Origin of the sequence: Acidovorax sp. 22279 (assembly GCF_052045435.1) — a bacterium.
Taxonomy (GTDB): Bacteria; Pseudomonadota; Gammaproteobacteria; order Burkholderiales; family Burkholderiaceae_C; genus Acidovorax; species Acidovorax delafieldii.
Map to the genome: position 1 here is coordinate 77,743 of NZ_JBQEOV010000006.1, position 17,456 is coordinate 95,198.

The 17,456-nt window shown below is 67.8% G+C and carries 15 protein-coding genes; 1 reads left to right on the forward strand and 14 read right to left on the reverse strand.

Annotated elements, in window-relative coordinates; all coding sequences use genetic code 11:
• Positions 1–2 precede the first annotated feature (2 nt).
• The gene (locus ACTJKQ_RS09760) at positions 3–908 is read left to right on the forward strand and encodes a sugar phosphate isomerase/epimerase family protein (protein WP_056742851.1); all 906 of its coding nucleotides are present in this window, start codon (positions 3–5) and stop codon (positions 906–908) included.
• A 181-nt stretch (positions 909–1,089) separates the two neighbouring features.
• Here ACTJKQ_RS09760 and ACTJKQ_RS09765 read toward each other — a convergent pair whose 3' ends face one another.
• The 14 genes from ACTJKQ_RS09765 to ACTJKQ_RS09830 form a co-directional block, all read right to left on the reverse strand.
• Positions 1,090–1,545, reverse strand: a complete 456-nt coding sequence (locus ACTJKQ_RS09765; RefSeq protein WP_116748307.1) for a nuclear transport factor 2 family protein — start codon at positions 1,543–1,545, stop codon at positions 1,090–1,092.
• 8 nt (positions 1,546–1,553) lie between these two features.
• Complete coding sequence (locus ACTJKQ_RS09770; RefSeq protein ID WP_108497024.1) at positions 1,554–2,336, reverse strand: SDR family NAD(P)-dependent oxidoreductase; 783 nt, start codon at positions 2,334–2,336, stop codon at positions 1,554–1,556.
• Complete coding sequence (locus tag ACTJKQ_RS09775) at positions 2,333–2,875, reverse strand: DUF3833 domain-containing protein (protein WP_440596709.1); 543 nt, start codon at positions 2,873–2,875, stop codon at positions 2,333–2,335. The genes ACTJKQ_RS09770 and ACTJKQ_RS09775 overlap by 4 nt, the downstream gene beginning before the upstream one ends.
• 25 nt (positions 2,876–2,900) lie before the next feature.
• On the reverse strand, positions 2,901–4,199 hold the full coding sequence (locus ACTJKQ_RS09780) for an MFS transporter (RefSeq protein WP_440596710.1): 1,299 nt from the start codon (positions 4,197–4,199) through the stop codon (positions 2,901–2,903).
• Positions 4,196–4,729: a chalcone isomerase family protein gene (locus ACTJKQ_RS09785; RefSeq protein ID WP_440596802.1), complete on the reverse strand. Its 534-nt coding sequence runs from the start codon at positions 4,727–4,729 to the stop codon at positions 4,196–4,198. Before ACTJKQ_RS09785 ends, ACTJKQ_RS09780 begins: the two co-directional genes overlap by 4 nt.
• Before the next feature lie 50 nt (positions 4,730–4,779).
• Positions 4,780–6,012 (reverse strand): SAM-dependent methyltransferase, encoded by a 1,233-nt coding sequence (locus tag ACTJKQ_RS09790; protein WP_056057551.1) that lies wholly within the window; start codon positions 6,010–6,012, stop codon positions 4,780–4,782.
• 35 nt (positions 6,013–6,047) lie between these two features.
• A complete protein-coding gene (locus ACTJKQ_RS09795) occupies positions 6,048–6,839 on the reverse strand; it encodes a DUF1365 domain-containing protein (protein WP_108498352.1) in 792 nt (263 codons plus the stop codon).
• Positions 6,836–8,146 carry an NAD(P)/FAD-dependent oxidoreductase gene (locus ACTJKQ_RS09800; protein WP_440596711.1) on the reverse strand — a complete coding sequence of 437 codons (1,311 nt, stop codon included), beginning with the start codon at positions 8,144–8,146 and terminating at the stop codon, positions 6,836–6,838. Before ACTJKQ_RS09800 ends, ACTJKQ_RS09795 begins: the two co-directional genes overlap by 4 nt.
• A 244-nt stretch (positions 8,147–8,390) precedes the next feature.
• On the reverse strand, positions 8,391–8,975 hold the full coding sequence (locus ACTJKQ_RS09805; RefSeq protein ID WP_056742863.1) for a glutathione peroxidase: 585 nt from the start codon (positions 8,973–8,975) through the stop codon (positions 8,391–8,393).
• 335 nt (positions 8,976–9,310) lie between these two features.
• The gene (locus tag ACTJKQ_RS09810) at positions 9,311–10,522 is read right to left on the reverse strand and encodes an HD-GYP domain-containing protein (RefSeq protein WP_436076770.1); all 1,212 of its coding nucleotides are present in this window, start codon (positions 10,520–10,522) and stop codon (positions 9,311–9,313) included.
• Positions 10,523–10,628: 106 nt separating this feature from the next.
• A complete protein-coding gene (locus ACTJKQ_RS09815) occupies positions 10,629–13,763 on the reverse strand; it encodes an efflux RND transporter permease subunit (RefSeq protein WP_099731788.1) in 3,135 nt (1,044 codons plus the stop codon).
• A gap of 12 nt (positions 13,764–13,775) precedes the next feature.
• The gene (locus tag ACTJKQ_RS09820; protein WP_440596712.1) at positions 13,776–14,990 is read right to left on the reverse strand and encodes an efflux RND transporter periplasmic adaptor subunit; all 1,215 of its coding nucleotides are present in this window, start codon (positions 14,988–14,990) and stop codon (positions 13,776–13,778) included.
• Positions 14,991–15,257: 267 nt separating this feature from the next.
• Positions 15,258–16,640, reverse strand: a complete 1,383-nt coding sequence (locus tag ACTJKQ_RS09825) for an efflux transporter outer membrane subunit (protein WP_440596713.1) — start codon at positions 16,638–16,640, stop codon at positions 15,258–15,260.
• A 7-nt stretch (positions 16,641–16,647) separates the two neighbouring features.
• Positions 16,648–17,331 carry a CerR family C-terminal domain-containing protein gene (locus ACTJKQ_RS09830; protein ID WP_056067849.1) on the reverse strand — a complete coding sequence of 228 codons (684 nt, stop codon included), beginning with the start codon at positions 17,329–17,331 and terminating at the stop codon, positions 16,648–16,650.
• Positions 17,332–17,456 lie beyond the last annotated feature (125 nt).

Genomic DNA, 17,456 nt, shown 5'->3' on the forward strand with positions numbered 1-17,456 from the left:
CCATGCGCACATCCACCATGCAACGCAACGTCGCCGACTTTGGCATGGACACCATCAGCCTGGCGGGCCCGCTGGAGGCCAAGCTTGCCGCCGTCAAGGCCGCCGGATTTGGCCAGATCATGCTGGCCGCACGCGACATCGTGGGCCACCCCGAGGGCATCGAGGCCGCCGTGCATGCCGTGCGCAGCAGCGGCCTGCGGGTGACGGGCTTCCAGGTGCTGCGCGACTTCGAGGGTCTGTCCGGCCACCTGCACAGCTACAAGGTGGACATCGCCAAGCAGATGATCCTGATGGCGCGTGACCTGGGCGCGCCCGTGCTGCTGGCATGCAGCTCCACGTCTTCGCACGCCACGTCTGACGCCGATGCGATTGCGCGCGACCTGCGCAAGCTGGCCCTGCTGGCGCTGCCCCATGGCATCCGCGTGGCGTTTGAGGGCCTCTCCTGGGGCCGCCACATCAACGAGGTGCACCAGGCCTGGGCCGCCGTGGAACAGGCCGATTGCCCCAACCTCGGGCTGGCCATTGATTCGTACCACCAGTTCGCCACCAGCACGCCGCTCGCGGCGCTGGAGGACGTGGACCCCGCCAAGATCTACCTCGTGCAGCTGTCCGACTTCATGTGGCAGGAAACGCGCACAGTGCAAGAGCGCATCGAGACCGCACGGCACTTTCGCGTGTTCCCTGGCGAAGGCGTGCACAGCAAGGCGCTGGCCGAACTGGTACGCACGCTGGACGGCATGGGCTACCAGGGCGATTACAGCTTTGAGGTCTTCAACGACGACTACCAGCAGCTGCCTCTGCCCTATGTGGCGCAACGGGCGTGGAACAGTGCGCTGTGGCTGGCCGAAGGCGTGTTGCAACGCGCAGTGCCCTTGCCCGGGCATTCGCGCATCCGGGCAGTGGGGTGAAGAGGGTGAACAGGCCCCGGGGACCCGCTGCACGAATCGCCGCGCCGTGTGCATCTGCGGTCTCGGGCAGCCTGCGGTGTTGCAACACCTCGCAATAGCGACAGCTAGTGCTGCGTTTTGCGCCTAGCAGACCATTCCGATCCACAGCGCCCACTTACCGCTCGATGCGTGCAGCGGATCCCTAGCTGTTGGCGCGCTTTTTGAGCCAGCGCATCAGTGCGCCCACCACGGGCAGCTTTTCGTACAGCTCTTCGGCCGCATCCCAGTAGTCGCGGTGCAGCGTCACCAGACCCTGTTCGTCCAGCACCAGGTGCGAGGCACCACGCACCGTCTGCGTCACGCCCTTGTGAAAGTCCTTGAACGCAAACAAAAAGTCCCAGGTCAAGAAGCACTGCGTGCCCTGCACCACCCGGCCGGTGACCACAAAACGCGGCTGCTCCAGCGCCTCGAACATGTGGGCAAAAATGGCCTGGATGGCAGGCACGCCCTGCACCTCGTTGAAGGGGTCCTTGAAGCGCGCCTGTGGTGCGTAGAAATGGCCAATGGCCGCTATGTCGGCAGGCGAGAGGTTTTCAAAGAATGCGACAACGCGCGTGACGGCTTCTTCGGTGGATGGGGATGTGTTCGGGGGCTGCATCGCAAAAGTCAAAGGCCTGTGAAGCGGCGAACGGCGGGGAAGTACCAACGGTACGGCAACAGCCGCAGCAGCTTCATCACGCGTGTGAAACGCTTGGGGAAGTGGATGTCGAAATGCCCCCGCTCCCAGCCCTGCACGATGGCCGCCGCTGCTGCTTCGGGTGAGATGAGGGCCGGCATGGTGAAGTCGTTGCCCGCCGTGAGTGGCGTGGCCACAAAACCAGGGTTGATCACGCTCACGCCCATGCCCAGGTCGTGCAGGTCCAAGTACAGCGCCTCGGCCAGGTTGATGAGGGCCGCCTTGGTGGGCCCATAGGCCAGGCTCTTGGGCAGGCCGCGAAAGCCTGCCACGCTGCTGATCAGGCTCACGTGGCCTGGGCGCCCAGCCTCCGCTGTGGCCAGCATGGCGGGCAACACGGCGGCCAGCACGTGCAGCACGCCGTTGTAGTTGATCTGCTCATGGCGCAGCATCACGGCCAGATCGAAGTCGGTGGCGCGCATGTCGCGGTAGTAGCCCGCGCAGTAGCACACCAGGTCGGGCGCCCCTCCCGCGAGCACCTGCGCTGCGGCGGCCTGCACCTGTGCCGGTTCGGCAGTGTCAAAAGCCAGCGCCATGCTGCCGGGGTGCTGCACAACAAAGGCGTTCAGTGCATCACCGCTGCGCGCCGACACGATGACCTGCGCACCGCGCGCATGCAGCGCGGCTGCGGTGGCCCGGCCAATGCCACTGCTGGCCCCGATGAGCCAGGCACGGCGGCCCTGCCAGTCGCGCAAGGGAGGGTTGAGGCTCATGGTGCGCGTTTGGTGAAGGACAGGGTGATCTCGCCCAGGCGCACGCCGAACTTGGTCATGGTGGCGCGGTTGAGCATCACCCGGTCGTCGATGAGGTACATCCAGTCGTCCAGGTCCACGTTGTAGACCTTGCCATCCACCGGCAGGGCCAGCGTGTAGTTCCAGCGGAAGGCGTTGCCGCGCGTCTGGCCGTTGGCCGTGCCCACCACATCGTCGGCGGTGCCGGTGTAGCGGCCGTCGGCATGCTTCGTCAGCCGCCAGATGCGGCGCTGCGTGGTGCCGTCGGAGTAGGTGAAGGCTTCATCCAGCACGCCCTCGTTGTCTTTCCAGCTGCAGTCCATCACCACGGTGAAGCGTTTGACGATCTGGCCGCTGCGGTCCTGGAAGATGCCGTAGGCGTCGATCTTGCCGTTGAAATACTGGGCCAGGTCCAGCACCGGTTTCTCGGTGGCGTAGCCATCCAGGTTCTGGCTGGCGCAGCCGGACAGCACCACGGGCGCAGCCACAGCGGCGGAAAGGAGGAGGCGTCTTTGCATCATGGGTTGTGCCTTGGGGGTATGGGTGTCAGGTTCCAGCCATCGCCGCACCGCGTGGGTGCCGCAGAAAAAGGACGTACAGCGCTGCCGCTGCCGCCAGCTTGAGCGCGCAGGGCAGCACGGCGTAGGCCAGGCCCAGGGTCTGCAGGCCGTCATCGCTGCGCGTGCCTGGTGTATAGCCCAGCCAGCCCAGCAGGGGCAGCGCCAGGCCTGCGGCCAGGGCCAGGTTGAGCTTGGTGGCAAAGTTCCACCAGCCGAAGTACGCGCCCTCGTGCCGGCCGCTGTCGCCCTCGGCCGCGATCACGCCCGCCAGCAGGGCGCTGGGCAGGGCCAGGTCCGTGCCCAGGGCCACACCCGACAGCGCGCAGACCACCATGAACGGCAACACATCACCCGCGCCCAGAAACGCCGTCCACACAAACACGGCAATTGCCAGCAGCATGCCCGCCAGCCAGGTGCGCGCCAGGCCCCAGCGCGCCACGGCACGCAGCCACAGCGGGATGGACAGCGCCGCACAGACAAAATAGGCAGCGAGGAACATGGGCTCCTGCGCCGGCGGGGCCTGCAGGCGGTCCTGGATGAAGAACAGCACCAGCGTGGCCGGGATGGCACTGGCGATGCCGTTGAGCATGAACACGGCCAGCAGGCGGCGAAAGGCAGCCCGTCCCCAGGGCCGCCACAGGCTGGCGCGCTGTGCCGGGCGGTACACGCCTGCCACGGCCTCTGCATGGTCTGCGGGGCGTGGGGCTCTGGTCCACGCCCACCAGCCCAGCAGCAGGGTGAGGGCAAACACACTGAGCATCACCGGCAGGCCCAGCAGCGCGGGCAGCACCGAAGCCAGCACCACGCCCACCAGCGCGGCACCCTCGCGCCAGGCCACGATGCGGCCGCGCTGCAGCTCATCGCCGCCCAGCCGCGCGCCCCAGGACTGGTGGGCAATGCCCAGCTGGCTGTACGCGGTGTAGGTGATGAGCAGCGCCACCAGCGCCCAGGCGATGAGCGCATCGGCCCCTGCTACCTGCGGGAAGAACAGGCTGGTCAGCCCCAGTGCCAGCACCACGGCCGACACCGCGCCCACCGCCAGCACGGCGCGCACCGAGCGGCTGAACAAGTAGTCGGACAGACGCCCCAGCAGCGGGTCGGACACCGCGTCGAACAGCCGCGCCGCCAGCAGCACCGAGCCCAGCGTGGCCAGTGGCATGCCGAACTCGCGGGCGTAGTGGTTGGGCAACAGCACATACAGCGGCAGCGCCACAAAAGCCAGCGGCAGGCCCAGCAGCCCATAGGCCAGGCCTTGGCTGGCGCGCATGGGCGTGGTGGTGGTCATTGCTGCCCTTGTCCCGCCGTGCGGGTGGCCGCGATCAGCTCTTGCCGCAGTCCGGGTTCGGAGGTCTGCGGCGACAGCCAGATGCCGAAGAACAGGCGCGAGAACTCGGCGTCAGGCACTTCGCCAACCACCCGCCCGCCCATCTTGAACACGGCGCCCGTGCCGGGCTGGTACAGGCCCAGGAGCCGGTCGCCGGCCTTCACATCCGGCAGCGCGGCGGTCAGTGCCTGCTGCCAGCGCGCGGCCTGCTGCGGCGTGAAGCTGCCCACGCGGCGCATCTCTTCGATGGAGCGCTTGGCAATGGCCTCGGCCGAAAAATCGCGGTGGTAGGTCAGCTCCAGCGCCAGGGGGTGGGCGGCGTAGTTGTCGGCATCAAAACCGGGCTGCACCCACAGCCGCGCACGGTAGATCTCAAACCCCAGAAACCGCAGCACGCCCTGGCCCACCAGGCGGGCCCCCGACAGCGGGGCTGCGGCGGCTGCGCTGGCCTCTGCAACCTGCGCCGACGCGGTTTGAGGGCCAAAAGCCATCAATGCGCTAGTGAATATTGCGGTGGCAGCTATATTTTTCATAGCGATCATCAGTCCTTGGCCAGGGTGTACTGCACCAGGTCGATGTTGCTCATCGCAAACGCCGCCTCGCAATACGCCAGGTAGAACTCCCAGATGTGCATGAAGCGCTCGTCAAACCCCAGCTGCAGGATCTGCGTGCGCTGCGCGAGGAAGCGCTCGCGCCACCGCTTGAGGGTTTCGGCGTAGTCCTGGCCAAACGCAAACTCGTCGACCACGCGCAGACCTGCCGCCTCGGCTTCGCGGCGGAACTCGCGCGGACACGGCAGGCAGCCACCCGGGAAGATGTACTGCTGGATGAAATCCGTGGAGCTGATGTAGCGCTCGAACAGGCTGTCGTCGATGACGATGCTCTGGATGCAGGCCCGGCCGCCGGGCTTGAGCAAGCGGTTCACCGACTGGAAGTAGGTGGGCCAGTATTCGCGGCCCACGGCCTCGACCATCTCGATGGAGCAGATGGCGTCGTACGGGCCGTCCTGGATGTCGCGGTAGTCCTGCAGGCGCAGGTCGGCGTGCTCGGCCACCCCTTGCTGCGCCATGCGCTTTTGCGCGAAGGCGAGCTGCTCGGTGGAGAGTGTCACGCCCGTCAGGTGGGCGCCGAATTCGACGGTCGCCATCTCGGCCAGCGCGCCCCAGCCACAGCCGATCTCCAGCACCCGGGAATTTGGCTGCACACCGGCCATGCGCAACGCGCGCCGCACCTTGGCGTGCTGGGCAGCGCGCATGTCGCCGCCTGCATCGCCTTCGAACCAGGCGGACGAGTAGTTCATCGTGTCGTCCAGCCAGAGTTCGTAGAACGCGTTGCCCAGGTCGTAGTGGGCGTGGATGTTCTTCTGGCTGTTGGCGCGGGTGTTGCGGTTGAGCAGGTGCTTGATGCGGTACAGCAGGCGGCCGGCCCAGGTGCCGTAGATCACGCCTTCCACCTGCTGGCGGTTGGCGATGAAGAGCTTGAGCAGATCGGTCAGGTGCGGGGTGGTCCAGTCGCCCGCGATGTAGCTCTCGGCAAAGCCGATGTCGCCCGACTTGAGCGCTGCGCTGCAGACATTCCAGTTCTTGAGCGTGATCGCCGCCGACGGGCCGTCGCCGTGCCCGAAGTGCTGCAGGGTGCCGTCAGGCAACTGCACCGTGAGGTGGCCGTGCTGCAGGCGCTGCAGCAGCCTGAGCGCGGTGCGGGCGGCTGCCGGCGTGCCTGCGGGCAGGGCCTGCGCGTTGCGGTCGGAGCGGGTGGCTGTGGTGGAGTTCATGGCGGCGGTCTCGCGGGGCTGGAACGACATGGAGATCAACGGGTCACGATGGAGGCAGGCGCCTCGGGCTTGCGATGGAAACGCACGCGCTTGAGCCACAGCTGCAGCGCGTGCCAGTGGATGCGGGCAATGATGGCCAGCGTCATGGCGGGGTAGCCCCAGAGCGCCTGGCGCAGGGTCTGTGCGGTGATGGCCTGCAGGGTGCCGCTCACGCTGGTCTGGATGAGCGGGCCGGTGTCGTCGTCGTGGTCGATGCGCACCACGGTCCGGCCTGCGTCCTGTGCACCGGCCTCGGTGCGCATGAAGCGAAAGCGGTAGCCACCGCTCACCTCGCAGAACGGCGACACGTGGAACACCTTGCGTGCCTGCTGTTCCACGCCGTACTGCGGCGCATCCAGCAGGTAGCAGTGGCGCTCGCCAAAGGTGTTGTTCACTTCCACCACGATGGCGCGCAGGTGGCCATCGGCACGGTGGCAGTACCAGAAGCTCACGGGTTTGAAGGTGTAGCCCAGCACACGGGGGTAGCAGTGCAGCCACACCTCACCTGTGGCGTCGGTGATGCCTTCGGTGCGCAGCAACTCGTCCAGCCAGGCCAGCGCCCCGCCCTGCGCGGCGCCGCGGCCGTCGCCGTGGTCCGCATCGTGGAAGCTGATGGCGCCACGCCGGTTCACAGCCAGCTCCCCACGCATGCCGGGCAGGCTGCGCATCGGCAGCATCAGGAAAAACGTGGGGTAGGCGAACGCATGCCGCCGGGGCCGCAGCCGCGTGTGGCGCACCTGGCCGAAGCCGATCAGGGGCGCTGCGGTGGGGGCCGGCGCGTGGCTCACGCAGCCTCCGCCAGGGGGGCCGGCAGGGCGGCCAGCAATTGCTCGGCCACGGCCAGGCCCGATTTGAGGCCGTCTTCGTGGAAGCCGTAGCCCGTCCAGGCGCCGCAGAACCAGGTGTGCTGCTGCCCTTGCAGCTTGCCCACCTGCTGCTGCGCGCGGATGGCGGCCATGTCGAACACCGGGTGGGCGTATTCGTAGCTGCCGATCACGTGTTCGGGCGCTATGTCGCGCACCGGGTTGAGCGACACCACCACGGGCTGCGCAAAGGGCACGGGCTGCAGCTGGTTGATGAGGTAGTGCAGGCACACGCGGGCCGACTCGCGGCTGCGTTGCGGCGCACGTTCGTAGTTCCACGCGGCCCAGGCGGCGCGGCGCGCCGGCAGCACGGACGTATCGGTGTGCAGGACAGCGCGGTTGGCCTGGTAGCGAATGGAACCCAGCACCGCGCGCTCGTGCGGCGTGGGCTGGGCCAGCAGGGCGAGCGACTGGTCCGAATGGGTGGCCAGCACCACCTGGTCAAAGTGTTCGGTGTGGCCTGCGGTCACCACGCGCACCCCGGCGGCATCGCGCTCGATGCGGCGCACGGGGGTGTTCAGGCGCTTGTCGGCAATGCCCGCCACGATCTTGTCCACATAGTGGCGCGCACCGCCAGACACCGTCCACCACTGGGGGCGGTTGCTCACCTGGATCAGGCCGTGGTTGTGGCAGAACCGGATCATGGTGGCCACGGGGAACCTCAGCATCTGGTCGGTGGGGCAGCTCCAGATGCAACCCAGCATGGGCAAGAAGTACCAATCGCGGAAGGCGTCGCCAAAGCGGTGCTCGCGCAAGAAGTCTCCCAGGGGCTGCATCAGCGCGGCCTCGGCCTGCTTGTCGGCAATGCGCGTGCACAGCTTATTGAAGCGCAGCAGGTCGCGCAGCATGCCCAGAAAACGCGGGTTGACCAGGTTGGAACGCTGGGCAAACACGGTGCTGAGGTTGGTGCCGCTCCATTCCAGCGCGCGGCCGCCGCCCAGTGCTGCGGGCACCTGCACCGAAAACGACATGTCGGATTTGGCCGTGTCCACGCCCAGCTCGGCCAACAGGCGGATCAGATGGGGATAGGTGCGCTCGTTGAACACCAGAAAGCCGGTGTCCACGCCGTGTGTGACCGGGGCGCCAGACGCATCGGGCAGGGTGACATCGACGGTGTGGGTGTGGCCGCCGAAGTAGTCGCCCGCCTCGAACAGCGTGATGTCCGCCTGGCCGCGCAGCTGGTGCGCGACGGAAAGCCCGGAGATGCCGGAGCCGATGATGGCGATTTTCATGACCGGCTCCCTCTGGCCGGTGCACGGAATAAAAAGGTTGCGAAGCGTCCCGAAACGAATAAGAGAGGGAGGGAGGAGAAGCGCTCCAGGAGGTCAGTCGGAACCCGGGGGCCCGAAAGGCTTCGCAACATTAAAACTGTACGCTGCGCAATCGTCTTGCGCAATGGATAGAGTGAGGCCGCCCCGGCGAAGTTCCAGAGGGCGCCTGTATTTTTTTTCAAGAAATGTAAAGAAGTCATTGCGCTCACCGGGGTGTGGGCAGGGCGAGCTGCTGTTCGATGGCACGCACCAGGCCCTTGTTGTCCGGCCCGGTCAGGCTGGAGTAGTTGTCCACCAGCTTGCCGTCGCGCCCCAGCAGGTATTTGTGGAAGTTCCAGCGGGGCGCCGTGCCCGACAGCTGCGCCAGCTGCTGGTACAGCGGCGAGGCCTCCGGGCCCTTCACGCTGCTTTTGGCAAACATGGGAAATTTCACCCCGAAGGTGTTTTCGCAGAAGTCGGCGATTTCCTTGTTGCTGCCTTTTTCCTGGGCAAAGTCGTTGGACGGGAAGCCCAGCACCACCAGCCCCTTGTCCTTGTAGCGGGCATATAGCTCTTCCAGCCCCTTGTACTGGCCGGTAAAGCCACAGAAGCTGGCCGTGTTGACCACCAGAACCACTTTTCCGCTGTACTGGCAGAGCGACTGCGGCTTTTCGTCCTGCAGGCGCGGAAAGGTGTGCTGCAGCGTGGCCGGGCACGCTGCAGGCGCATCGGCCGCTTGGGCGGCGGGCGCCAGCAGCAGCCAGGCCGCCAGCGCGGTGGCTGTCGAGAGGAGTCTTGTAAGGCGGTTCATAGGACTTTGGGCAGTGAGTGCGGCCAATTTAACCATTTCATCATTTTTTGTCCACATGAGTTTTTATTTGTACTGAATGGTTTACGTGGCGCGCACGCGTTTGGATTCAGATTTCGGAAGGAAGCGGGACGCGGGGGCCAAAAAGCGGCCGCGCAGTACCACCGGCGCTGGCCCATGGCGCGGTAGGGAAAGGAGTGGATACAGCTTCAGCCCCAGTGACGGGCGGCAGGAGCCACGCATGGGCAACGCCTCATGCAGGTATGAGGGGGAGCTGTGGCCCGCCGCAGACAGCGGCGGCACGCAGAACCGGGGGGCTCGCAGCGCCCTCCCTGGCGTCAGACCATCTGCAGCAGGCGGTCCAGCGACAGGTTGACCCGCACGTCCTTGAAAGCCACCACCCCGGTGACCTTCCAGGGCGGCATGCCCGTATCGCGGGGAATGGGCTCGCCCGTGGCCATGCCGTCGCGGTTGGTCACCACGGCCACGCGGGGGGTGGTGGCGGTGGTGCCCCGGCGGATGACCACGCCCACTTCACGGCTGGCCAGGCGCACAAAGGCACCGGGGGGATAGACGCCCAGGGTCTTGACGAGGGCGGCGCCGGCCTCGTCCACCTGGTGTTCTTCGTCGTAGTAACTGGCCTGCATGGCGGCAGTGACAGGCATGGGCAGCCGCGCGGCGCGGGGGGCCAGGCGGGCGCCAAAAATGTCGGCGCGCTGCAGCAGGCGGGCCATTTGCTGGGCTTCGGTCTTTTTGGCCAGGGGCCCGGGCGTGCGGTGGTGGTGGCAGCGCACGGCCTCCAGCCACACCGGGTCGGCCACGCCCAGGTGGCGCAGCAGCGCCTCGGACCGCGCCGCGTGGTCTTCCACGGCGGCAATCTGGGTCGCGGTGAGGGGCTGGGTCTGCAGCACCAACTGGTCCTGCAGCTCGGTCATGGCGATGTTCATGCTCAGCGCTGCGTGCCCCAATTGCTGCACCCGGCCGCTGGGCCAGCGCAGCATCTCGCGGGCCACCACCATGCACACGCAGCTGACCAGCATGGAATGCGTGGCGCTGTACATGCGCGTTTCCTGGGCCGAGAGATAGATCAGTGCCAGCAGCGTGGCGTCGGGCGTCTGTTCGCAATGGCGCACCAGCTCGTCGTGCAGCGCCTGAAACCGCCCGCCAAAGTCGCTGGGCGACGGGGTGCGCAGCAACTGCGTGGCGCGCAACTGCAGCTCGGGCCAGTCGGGCAGGGTTTTGCCCGCACGCGCAGCGGCCGCTGCGGCGGCCTGCTCGCCGGCCGTCATCTTCATGGCGGCGATCTCGCCCAGGTTGGTGTCGGCGATCAGCATGCGCTGCAGCTGCGCCAGGTAGGCGCGGTGGCTGCCGCCGGATTCGTCGGTGTCCACACACAGCTCGCGCCCGCGTTCGACCAGCTTGGCCAGTTCGTCGCGGGTGCGGATCACATAGCCCTTTTGCGCCAGCAACACGCCGTCGGCCCCCCGCAGCACAAAAGGCAGGGGATGGCCCAGCTGGATGGATTCGATGTTGAGGCTGACGAGGTTCATGGTGCGCGTTGCATTATCCGACGGCTACCTCCCGCCAAAGCCCGCGCGACCCCCGTGATTGCCCTGCTTTTTGGGCTCACGCCGGGGGCGGCGCCAAGACTCGGCGTCAGGGGGCGGAGGGAGGTGCTGGTTGCGCCGTGGCTGCGGCTGTGGGGGCCGCCGGTGCGCCCGGGGCATGGCGCCCCCCGCGCAGGCGGCGGGCCAGCCGGCCGAACCCCTGGCCCAGGTCGTCCACCCCGGTGAACACCGCCGGAATCACCAGGAGGCTCAGCAGCGTGGAGGTGATGAGTCCACCAATCACCGCCACCGCCATGGGCGAGCGAAAGCTCGCGTCCGCAGCACCCAGGCCGATGGCGATGGGCAGCATGCCTGCACCCATGGCCAGCGTGGTCATGATGATGGGCCGTGCGCGCTTGTGGCAGGCGTCGATCAGCGCCTCAAAGCGCGTCATGCCATGCTCGCGCCGCGCCAGAATCGCGTACTCCACCAGCAGGATGGAGTTCTTGGTGGCAATGCCCATGAGCATGATCAGCCCGATGAGCGAGGGCATCGAGAAGCTCTTCTGCGCAATCAGCAGCCCCACAAACGCGCCACCCAGCGACAGCGGCAGCGCCGCCAGGATGGTCACCGGGTGCAGGAAGTCTTTGAACAGCAGCACCAGCACGATGTAGATGCACAGCACGCCGGTGAGCATGGCCAGGCCAAAGCTGGCAAACAGCTCGCCCATCATCTCGGCATCGCCAATGGTGATCTGGCGCACGCCGGCTGGCAGGTTCTGGATGGAGGGCAGCGCCTCCACCGCCTTGGTCACGTCGCCCAGCGGCTGGCCCGAGAGTTCAATCTCAAAGTTCACGTTGCGCGCGCGGTCGTAGCGGTCCACCACGGCCGGGCCGCCGCTGAACTCCAGTGTGGCCACCTGGCCCAGCATCACCGGGCCCTTGGCGCCGGGCACCGGCAGGCGTTCCAGCAGCGACAGGTCCTTGCGCGCATCGTCCTGCAGCTTGACGACGATGGGCACCTGGCGCGCGGCCAGGTTGAGCTTGGGCAGCGATACGTCGTAGTCACCCACCGTGGCAATGCGCAGCGTTTCGGCAATCGCGCTGCTGGTCACGCCCAGGTCGGCGGCGCGGGCAAAGTCGGGGCGCACGGCAATTTCGGAGCGCACGAGGCTGGCGGTGGACGAGATGCTGCCCAGGCCGGGGATGGTGCGCAGGTCTTTCTCGACCGCCAATGCGGCCGTGGTCAGCGCCTGCGGGTCGTCGCCCGTGAGCACCAGCACGTACTTCTCGCCCGAGCCGCCCAGGCCCACCTTGCTGCGCACGCCAGGCAGCGTCTCCAGTGCGGCGCGGATCTGGTTCTCGATGCCCTGCTTGCGCGGACGGTCGCCGCGCTCGGACAGCAAGATGGTCAGCGTAGCCTTGCGCGTTTCGGTGCTGGCGCCTCCCATGAAAGGATCAGTGCCGGCCGAGCCGCCGCCGATGGTGGTGTACACACTTTGCACATGCTCCACCTTGGCGATGCGCTGCCGCGCGTCCTCGGCCACGGCACGCGTCTGCGCCAGCGTGGCGCCGGGCGGCAGCTCCAGGTACACCTGGGTTTGCGAGTTGTCGTCCGGCGGGATGAAGCCCGTAGGCAGCAGCGGGATCAGCGCCAGCGAGCCGATGAAAAAGGCCGCCGTGGCAATGAAGGTCATCCACCGGTGCTTGATGCACCACGCGGCCCAGCGCAGGTACACCGTCATCCAGCGCGGGTCCTTGTGGTCCCCCACGATGGGCTTGAGGATGTAGGCCGCCATCATGGGCGTGAGCAGGCGCGCCACCACCAGGCTGGCAAATACCGCGAGCGACGCCGTCCAGCCAAACTGCTTGAAGAACTTGCCCGCAATGCCGCTCATGAACGCCGTGGGCAGAAACACCGCGATCAGCGTGAAGGTGGTGGCGATCACGGCCAGGCCGATCTCGTCGGCCGCCTCCATGGCCGCCTGGTAGGGCGTCTTGCCCATGCGCAGATGGCGCACGATGTTCTCGACCTCCACGATGGCGTCGTCCACCAGGATGCCCACCACCAGCGACAGCGCCAGCAGCGTGATCACGTTGATCGAGAAGCCCAGCCAGTACATGCCGATGAACGCCGGGATCACCGACAGCGGCAGCGCCACGGCCGACACGAAGGTGGCGCGCCAGTCGCGCAGGAAGAGCCACACCACCAGCACGGCCAGCAGCGCACCTTCGTACAGCAGGTGCATGGAGCCGTCGTATTCCTCCTGCACGGGCTGCACGAAGTTGAAGGCCTCGGTGATTTCCAGGTCCGGGTGCTGCGCGCGCATCTCCTGCAGGGCCGCCTGCACGGCAGCGCCCACTTCGACTTCGCTCGCGCCCTTGCTGCGGGCCACCTCGAAGCCCACCACCGGCTTGCCGTTGAGCAGGGCCAGCGCCCGGGGCTCGGCGATGGTGTCTGTCACCGTGGCCACCTGGTCCAGCCGCACGTGGCGGCCGTCCGACAGTGCCAGCGTCAGGCCCGCCAGCTCCTGCGCCGACTGCACGGTGGCCAGCGTGCGCACCGGCTGCTCGCTGCCGCCCAGGTCGGTGCGGCCGCCGGCACTCTCCGTCTGCACCAGCCGCAGCTGGCGCGACACATCGGCCGCCGTGGCGCCCAGGGACTGCAGCTTGACCGGGTCGAGTGCCACATGCACCTCGCGCTGCACACCGCCCACGCGGTTGACGGCGCCCACGCCGCGCACGGTGAGCAGCTTCTTGGCCACGGCGTCGTCCACAAACCAGGACAGCGCCTCGTCGTCCATGCGGGCCGACGCGATGGTGAAGGCCAGCACGGGCTGCGCGGCCAGGTCCATCTTGGTCACGATGGGGTCGCGCACGTCGCCCGGCAGGTCGCCGCGCACACGGGCCACGGCGGAGCGCACGTCGTCCAGCGCCTCCTGCGTGGGCTTCTCCAGCCGGAACTCGGCGGTGATGGTGGCGCCGCCGTCCTGCACCTTGGTGTAGATGTGCTTGAGGCCTTGCAGCGTGGCGATGCTGTTCTCGATCTTGCGCGCCACGTCGTTCTCCAGCTGCGCGGGCGAGGCGCCCGGCAGCGCCACGGTCACGGAGATCGTGGGCAGGTCGATGTCGGGAAAGTTCTGCACCTTCATGGCGTTGAAGGACAGCAGGCCGCCGAAGGTCAGCAGCACAAACAGCATCAGCGCCGGTATGGGGTTCTTGATGGACCAGGTGGACACATTCATGTGGAATGCTCCTTAATTGATAGCTGCTTGCGCATGATCCACTAGCGCTACAGGCACTTTTTGCATGAAATGCTGGCTGGAGGACTGCTTGCCAGCCGCTGGCGCCGCCGCAGGGGCCGCCACGCGCACCAGGTCGCCATCGTTCAAAAAGCCCGCACCGCGCACAGCGACGGAGGCTCCAGCGTCCAGGCCCGACAGCACCTCGACCCGGTCGGCCACGCGGCGGCCGGTCTGGACCTTGCGCATCTGCACGCGCTGGTCGCCGCCCACCACAAACACGTACGAGAACCCGTCGCGCACCACCAGCGCCTCTTGTGGCACGGTGAGTGCGTCGCTGCTGCCCAGTGCGAACTCGCCCCGCGCAAACATCCCGGCGCGGAAGTCGGTGTTGGCGGGCAGGTCCACGTAGACCAGCGCATTGCGCGTTTGCGGGTCCACCGTGGGTGCGACCATGCGCACGGTGCCCTCGGCCGCGGCGCCGCTGGCAGCCGTAACGCTGACCTTGGCCCCGGGCTGGATGCGCCGCAGCTCGGTGGACGTGACCTCGGCGCGCCACTCCAGGCGGCCCTTGCGCACCATGCGGAACAGCTCCGTGCCGGCACCCACCACCGCGCCCACGGTGGCCGTGCGGGCCGAGATCACGCCGCTGTCAGGCGCCACCACCTGCGTGTATTTGAGGCGCAGCTGCTGCGCGTTCAGCGCGGCCTTGGACGCCTCCACGCGGGCCTGGGCGGTTTGCTCAGCCGTGGTGAACTGCTGGATCTGCTGCTGGCTGAGTGCGCCCGTGGCTTGCAACGAGCGGGCTCGGCCGGCATTGGCGGCGGCCTCGGCCGCGTTGGCCTGGGCTTCGAGCAGGCTGGCGCGGCTCTGGGCCACATCGGCCAGCACCGTGTCGGCCGAGAAGGTGGCCAGCACCTGCCCGGCCTTGACCACATCGCCCACGTTCACACGCACCTCGGTCAGGCGCAGGCCGTTGCTCTCGGCCCCAATGCTCGCCTCTTGCCAGGCGGCGATGTTGCCGTTGGCCGCCAGGCGCAGCGGCACCTGCATGCGCTGTGGCTGCGCCGTGCTGACGGTGAGCGCAGGCCGGGGCTGGCTCGCCTTGGGTTCATCGGCGGCACGCGATGCGCCCGAGAAAACCAGTGCACCGACCGTGGCCAGCACGCAGGCGGCGATCACGGCGAAGGCGGTGGGGGAAAACTTGAAGGAGAAAGAGGAGTGTTGCATGTGCATCTGTCCTGGGGAGTTCATATCAGCTGTGCATGGTGTTGGGCGTGACCCACTGCGCTTGAAACTGGCAATGCGCAGACGAGGGCAGCCCAGCAAGGGCCGCCCCGCAGCGAGGGCTGCGTCCCCCTGCCCGCATTGCGCAGCAATGCGAAAGCTGGGGCTGAGCGCCGCGGCTCCGAGCCTGCTTGCGCAGGCTTGGACGGCGGTGAAGAGCGGCCGCCTCCGGCGGACGCACCGAGGCGCAAAGCGCCTCAAGGGGGTGTCTCATAGCTTCCATCCACCACCGGCGGCGCGGTACAGCGCAATCCAGGCGGTCTGGCGTTCGTGCTGCAGCGCGACCAGCGCGTTCTCGGCGGCCAGTGCTGTGCGCCGGGCATCTTCCAGCTCCACCAGACTGGCCAGGCCACCACGCCAGCGCGCCTCGGTCGCGTCGAACGATGCGCGGTAGCCCTCGGCGGCAGTGCGCGCGCTGGCGCTGCGCTCGGCCGTGCTTTGCAGGCGCACCAGGGCTTGCTCGACCTCGCTCACGGCCTGGCGCACCTTGGCGCGGTACTGCGACGCGGCCTCGTCGTAGCGGGCCTGCGCCGCATCGGTCTGCGCGGCGCGGCGGCCCCCGTCAAAGATCGGCACGCTGAGCGCCAGCGGGCCGATGGTCCAGGTGCTCAGGTCGGTGGTCACGCCCCCCGTGCGCACCTGGGCTGCGCCCACGCTGCCGCTGAGGGTCAGCCGCGGGTAGCGCTGGGCCTGGGCGCTGGCGACGTCCGCGCTAGCCGCAGCCACTTCGCGCTCGGCGTTGTACACATCGGGGCGCTGGGTCAGCACCTGGGCGGGCAGTGCGTCCACGGTGAATAACGCGTCCGGGGCCGCAGCCACCGGCTGGGCCAGCCGGGTGCGCAGCGTGGGCTCTTCCCAGCCGGTGAGCGCCACCAGGGCCTTGACCTCCACATCGCATTGCATGCGTTGCTGCGAGGCACGGGCCTGGGCCTCGGCGGCGCTGGCGCGTGCCAGTGCGGCCGTGGCGGGCGCAGTAAAGCCCGCACGTTCGCTGAGCTGGGACAGGCGGGACGTTTCGCTACGGGACTGCGCATCGCGCTCGGCCACCTGTTGCTGGGCCAGGCAGGTGCGGATGCTGCTGGTCTGCTGTGCCACCTCGGCTGCCACGCTCACGCGCGCCTCGTGCCACAGGGCCTGCGCGCCGGCCAGCCGCTCATCGGCAGCGGTTTTGGCGGTGCGGTTGGCGCCAAACAGGTCCAGCTCCCAGCTTGCCTGCAGCCCCGCCTGCGAGGTGGTCGCCACGCGCGCCAGCTGGTCATTGAAGCCCCGGCTGGCGCTGGCCTGTGCGTCGAGCGAAGGCAGCAACGCCGCCCGGCTGCCCACCTGCGTGGCGCGGGCCTGCGCAATGCGCGACTGGGCCTGCGCGATGCCCGGGCTCACGGCCTGGGCGGCGTCGATCAGCTCGACCAGCAGCGGGTCTTGCAGCTGGGTCCACCAGCGGGCCATGCCCGTGAGGGAGCCCTGGTGCGGCAAGGGTGCGTTCCAGGCCGCAGGTGCGGGTGCCGATACCTGCGCAGGTGGTGCGGTGGTGGAGCAGGCCACCAGTGGCAGGACCAGCGCCAGCCACAAGGGTTTGTGTGAGATCAGTCGCATGTGCAAGTCACTCTGGGGTACGGGGAGAGGAGGTTTTTTTGGCGGGGGCGGCCGCGCGGGCCGCAGCGCGGCGCTGGCGTTCCCCGTCCACCATGAACTGGGCAAAGTCCACCAGCCGGGATGTGGTGGCGGCCAGCCCCCGTGGCGTGGCGGTGAGTCCGGGGCGCACGGCCTGCACCACGTCGCGGCCCACGTAGTACTGCAGCGCCAGGGCGGTGATGGCCATGGCCAGGCGGTGCACATCGTCATCGGCAGTTTTCAGGCCGAACTCCTTGCACAGCAGGCCGACGAGCGCGGCGTGGGCAGGCTTGATCTCGCACTCCAGCTCCTGCTGCCACAGCCCGGTGGGGTCCAGCATTTCGCGAAAGTGCAGGCGCATGCACAGCTCGACCAGGTCGCCTTCGTGCAGGGGCTGCATGAAGCTCTGGATCAGCAGCTCGATGAACGCAGGCAAGGTGTCCGGCCAGGCATCCACGGCGATGGGGCTGCCCATGGGCTCGGTGAACGCTGCGCGGTACAGCCCGTTCTTGTCGCCAAAGTAGTAGCTGATGGAGGCCGGGTTGACACCCGCCGCCTGGGCAATGTCGCGGATGGACGCCTTGGCAAAGCCGTTTTCGGCAAAGAGGCGCAAGGCGGCGTGTAGCAGCCGCGCGCGGGCCTGTGCGCCTTCCGTGGGCGGTGGGGGGGGCATGGAAGGCCGGGGGGGCTTGGGGGCTGAATCTGGCATGGAGCCGGATTACAGCACTATTTAATCAAACGATTGATTAAATTTTTGTTTCAAAAAATATCGTGGGTGTTTCGGCCGTGTTTCTGCCA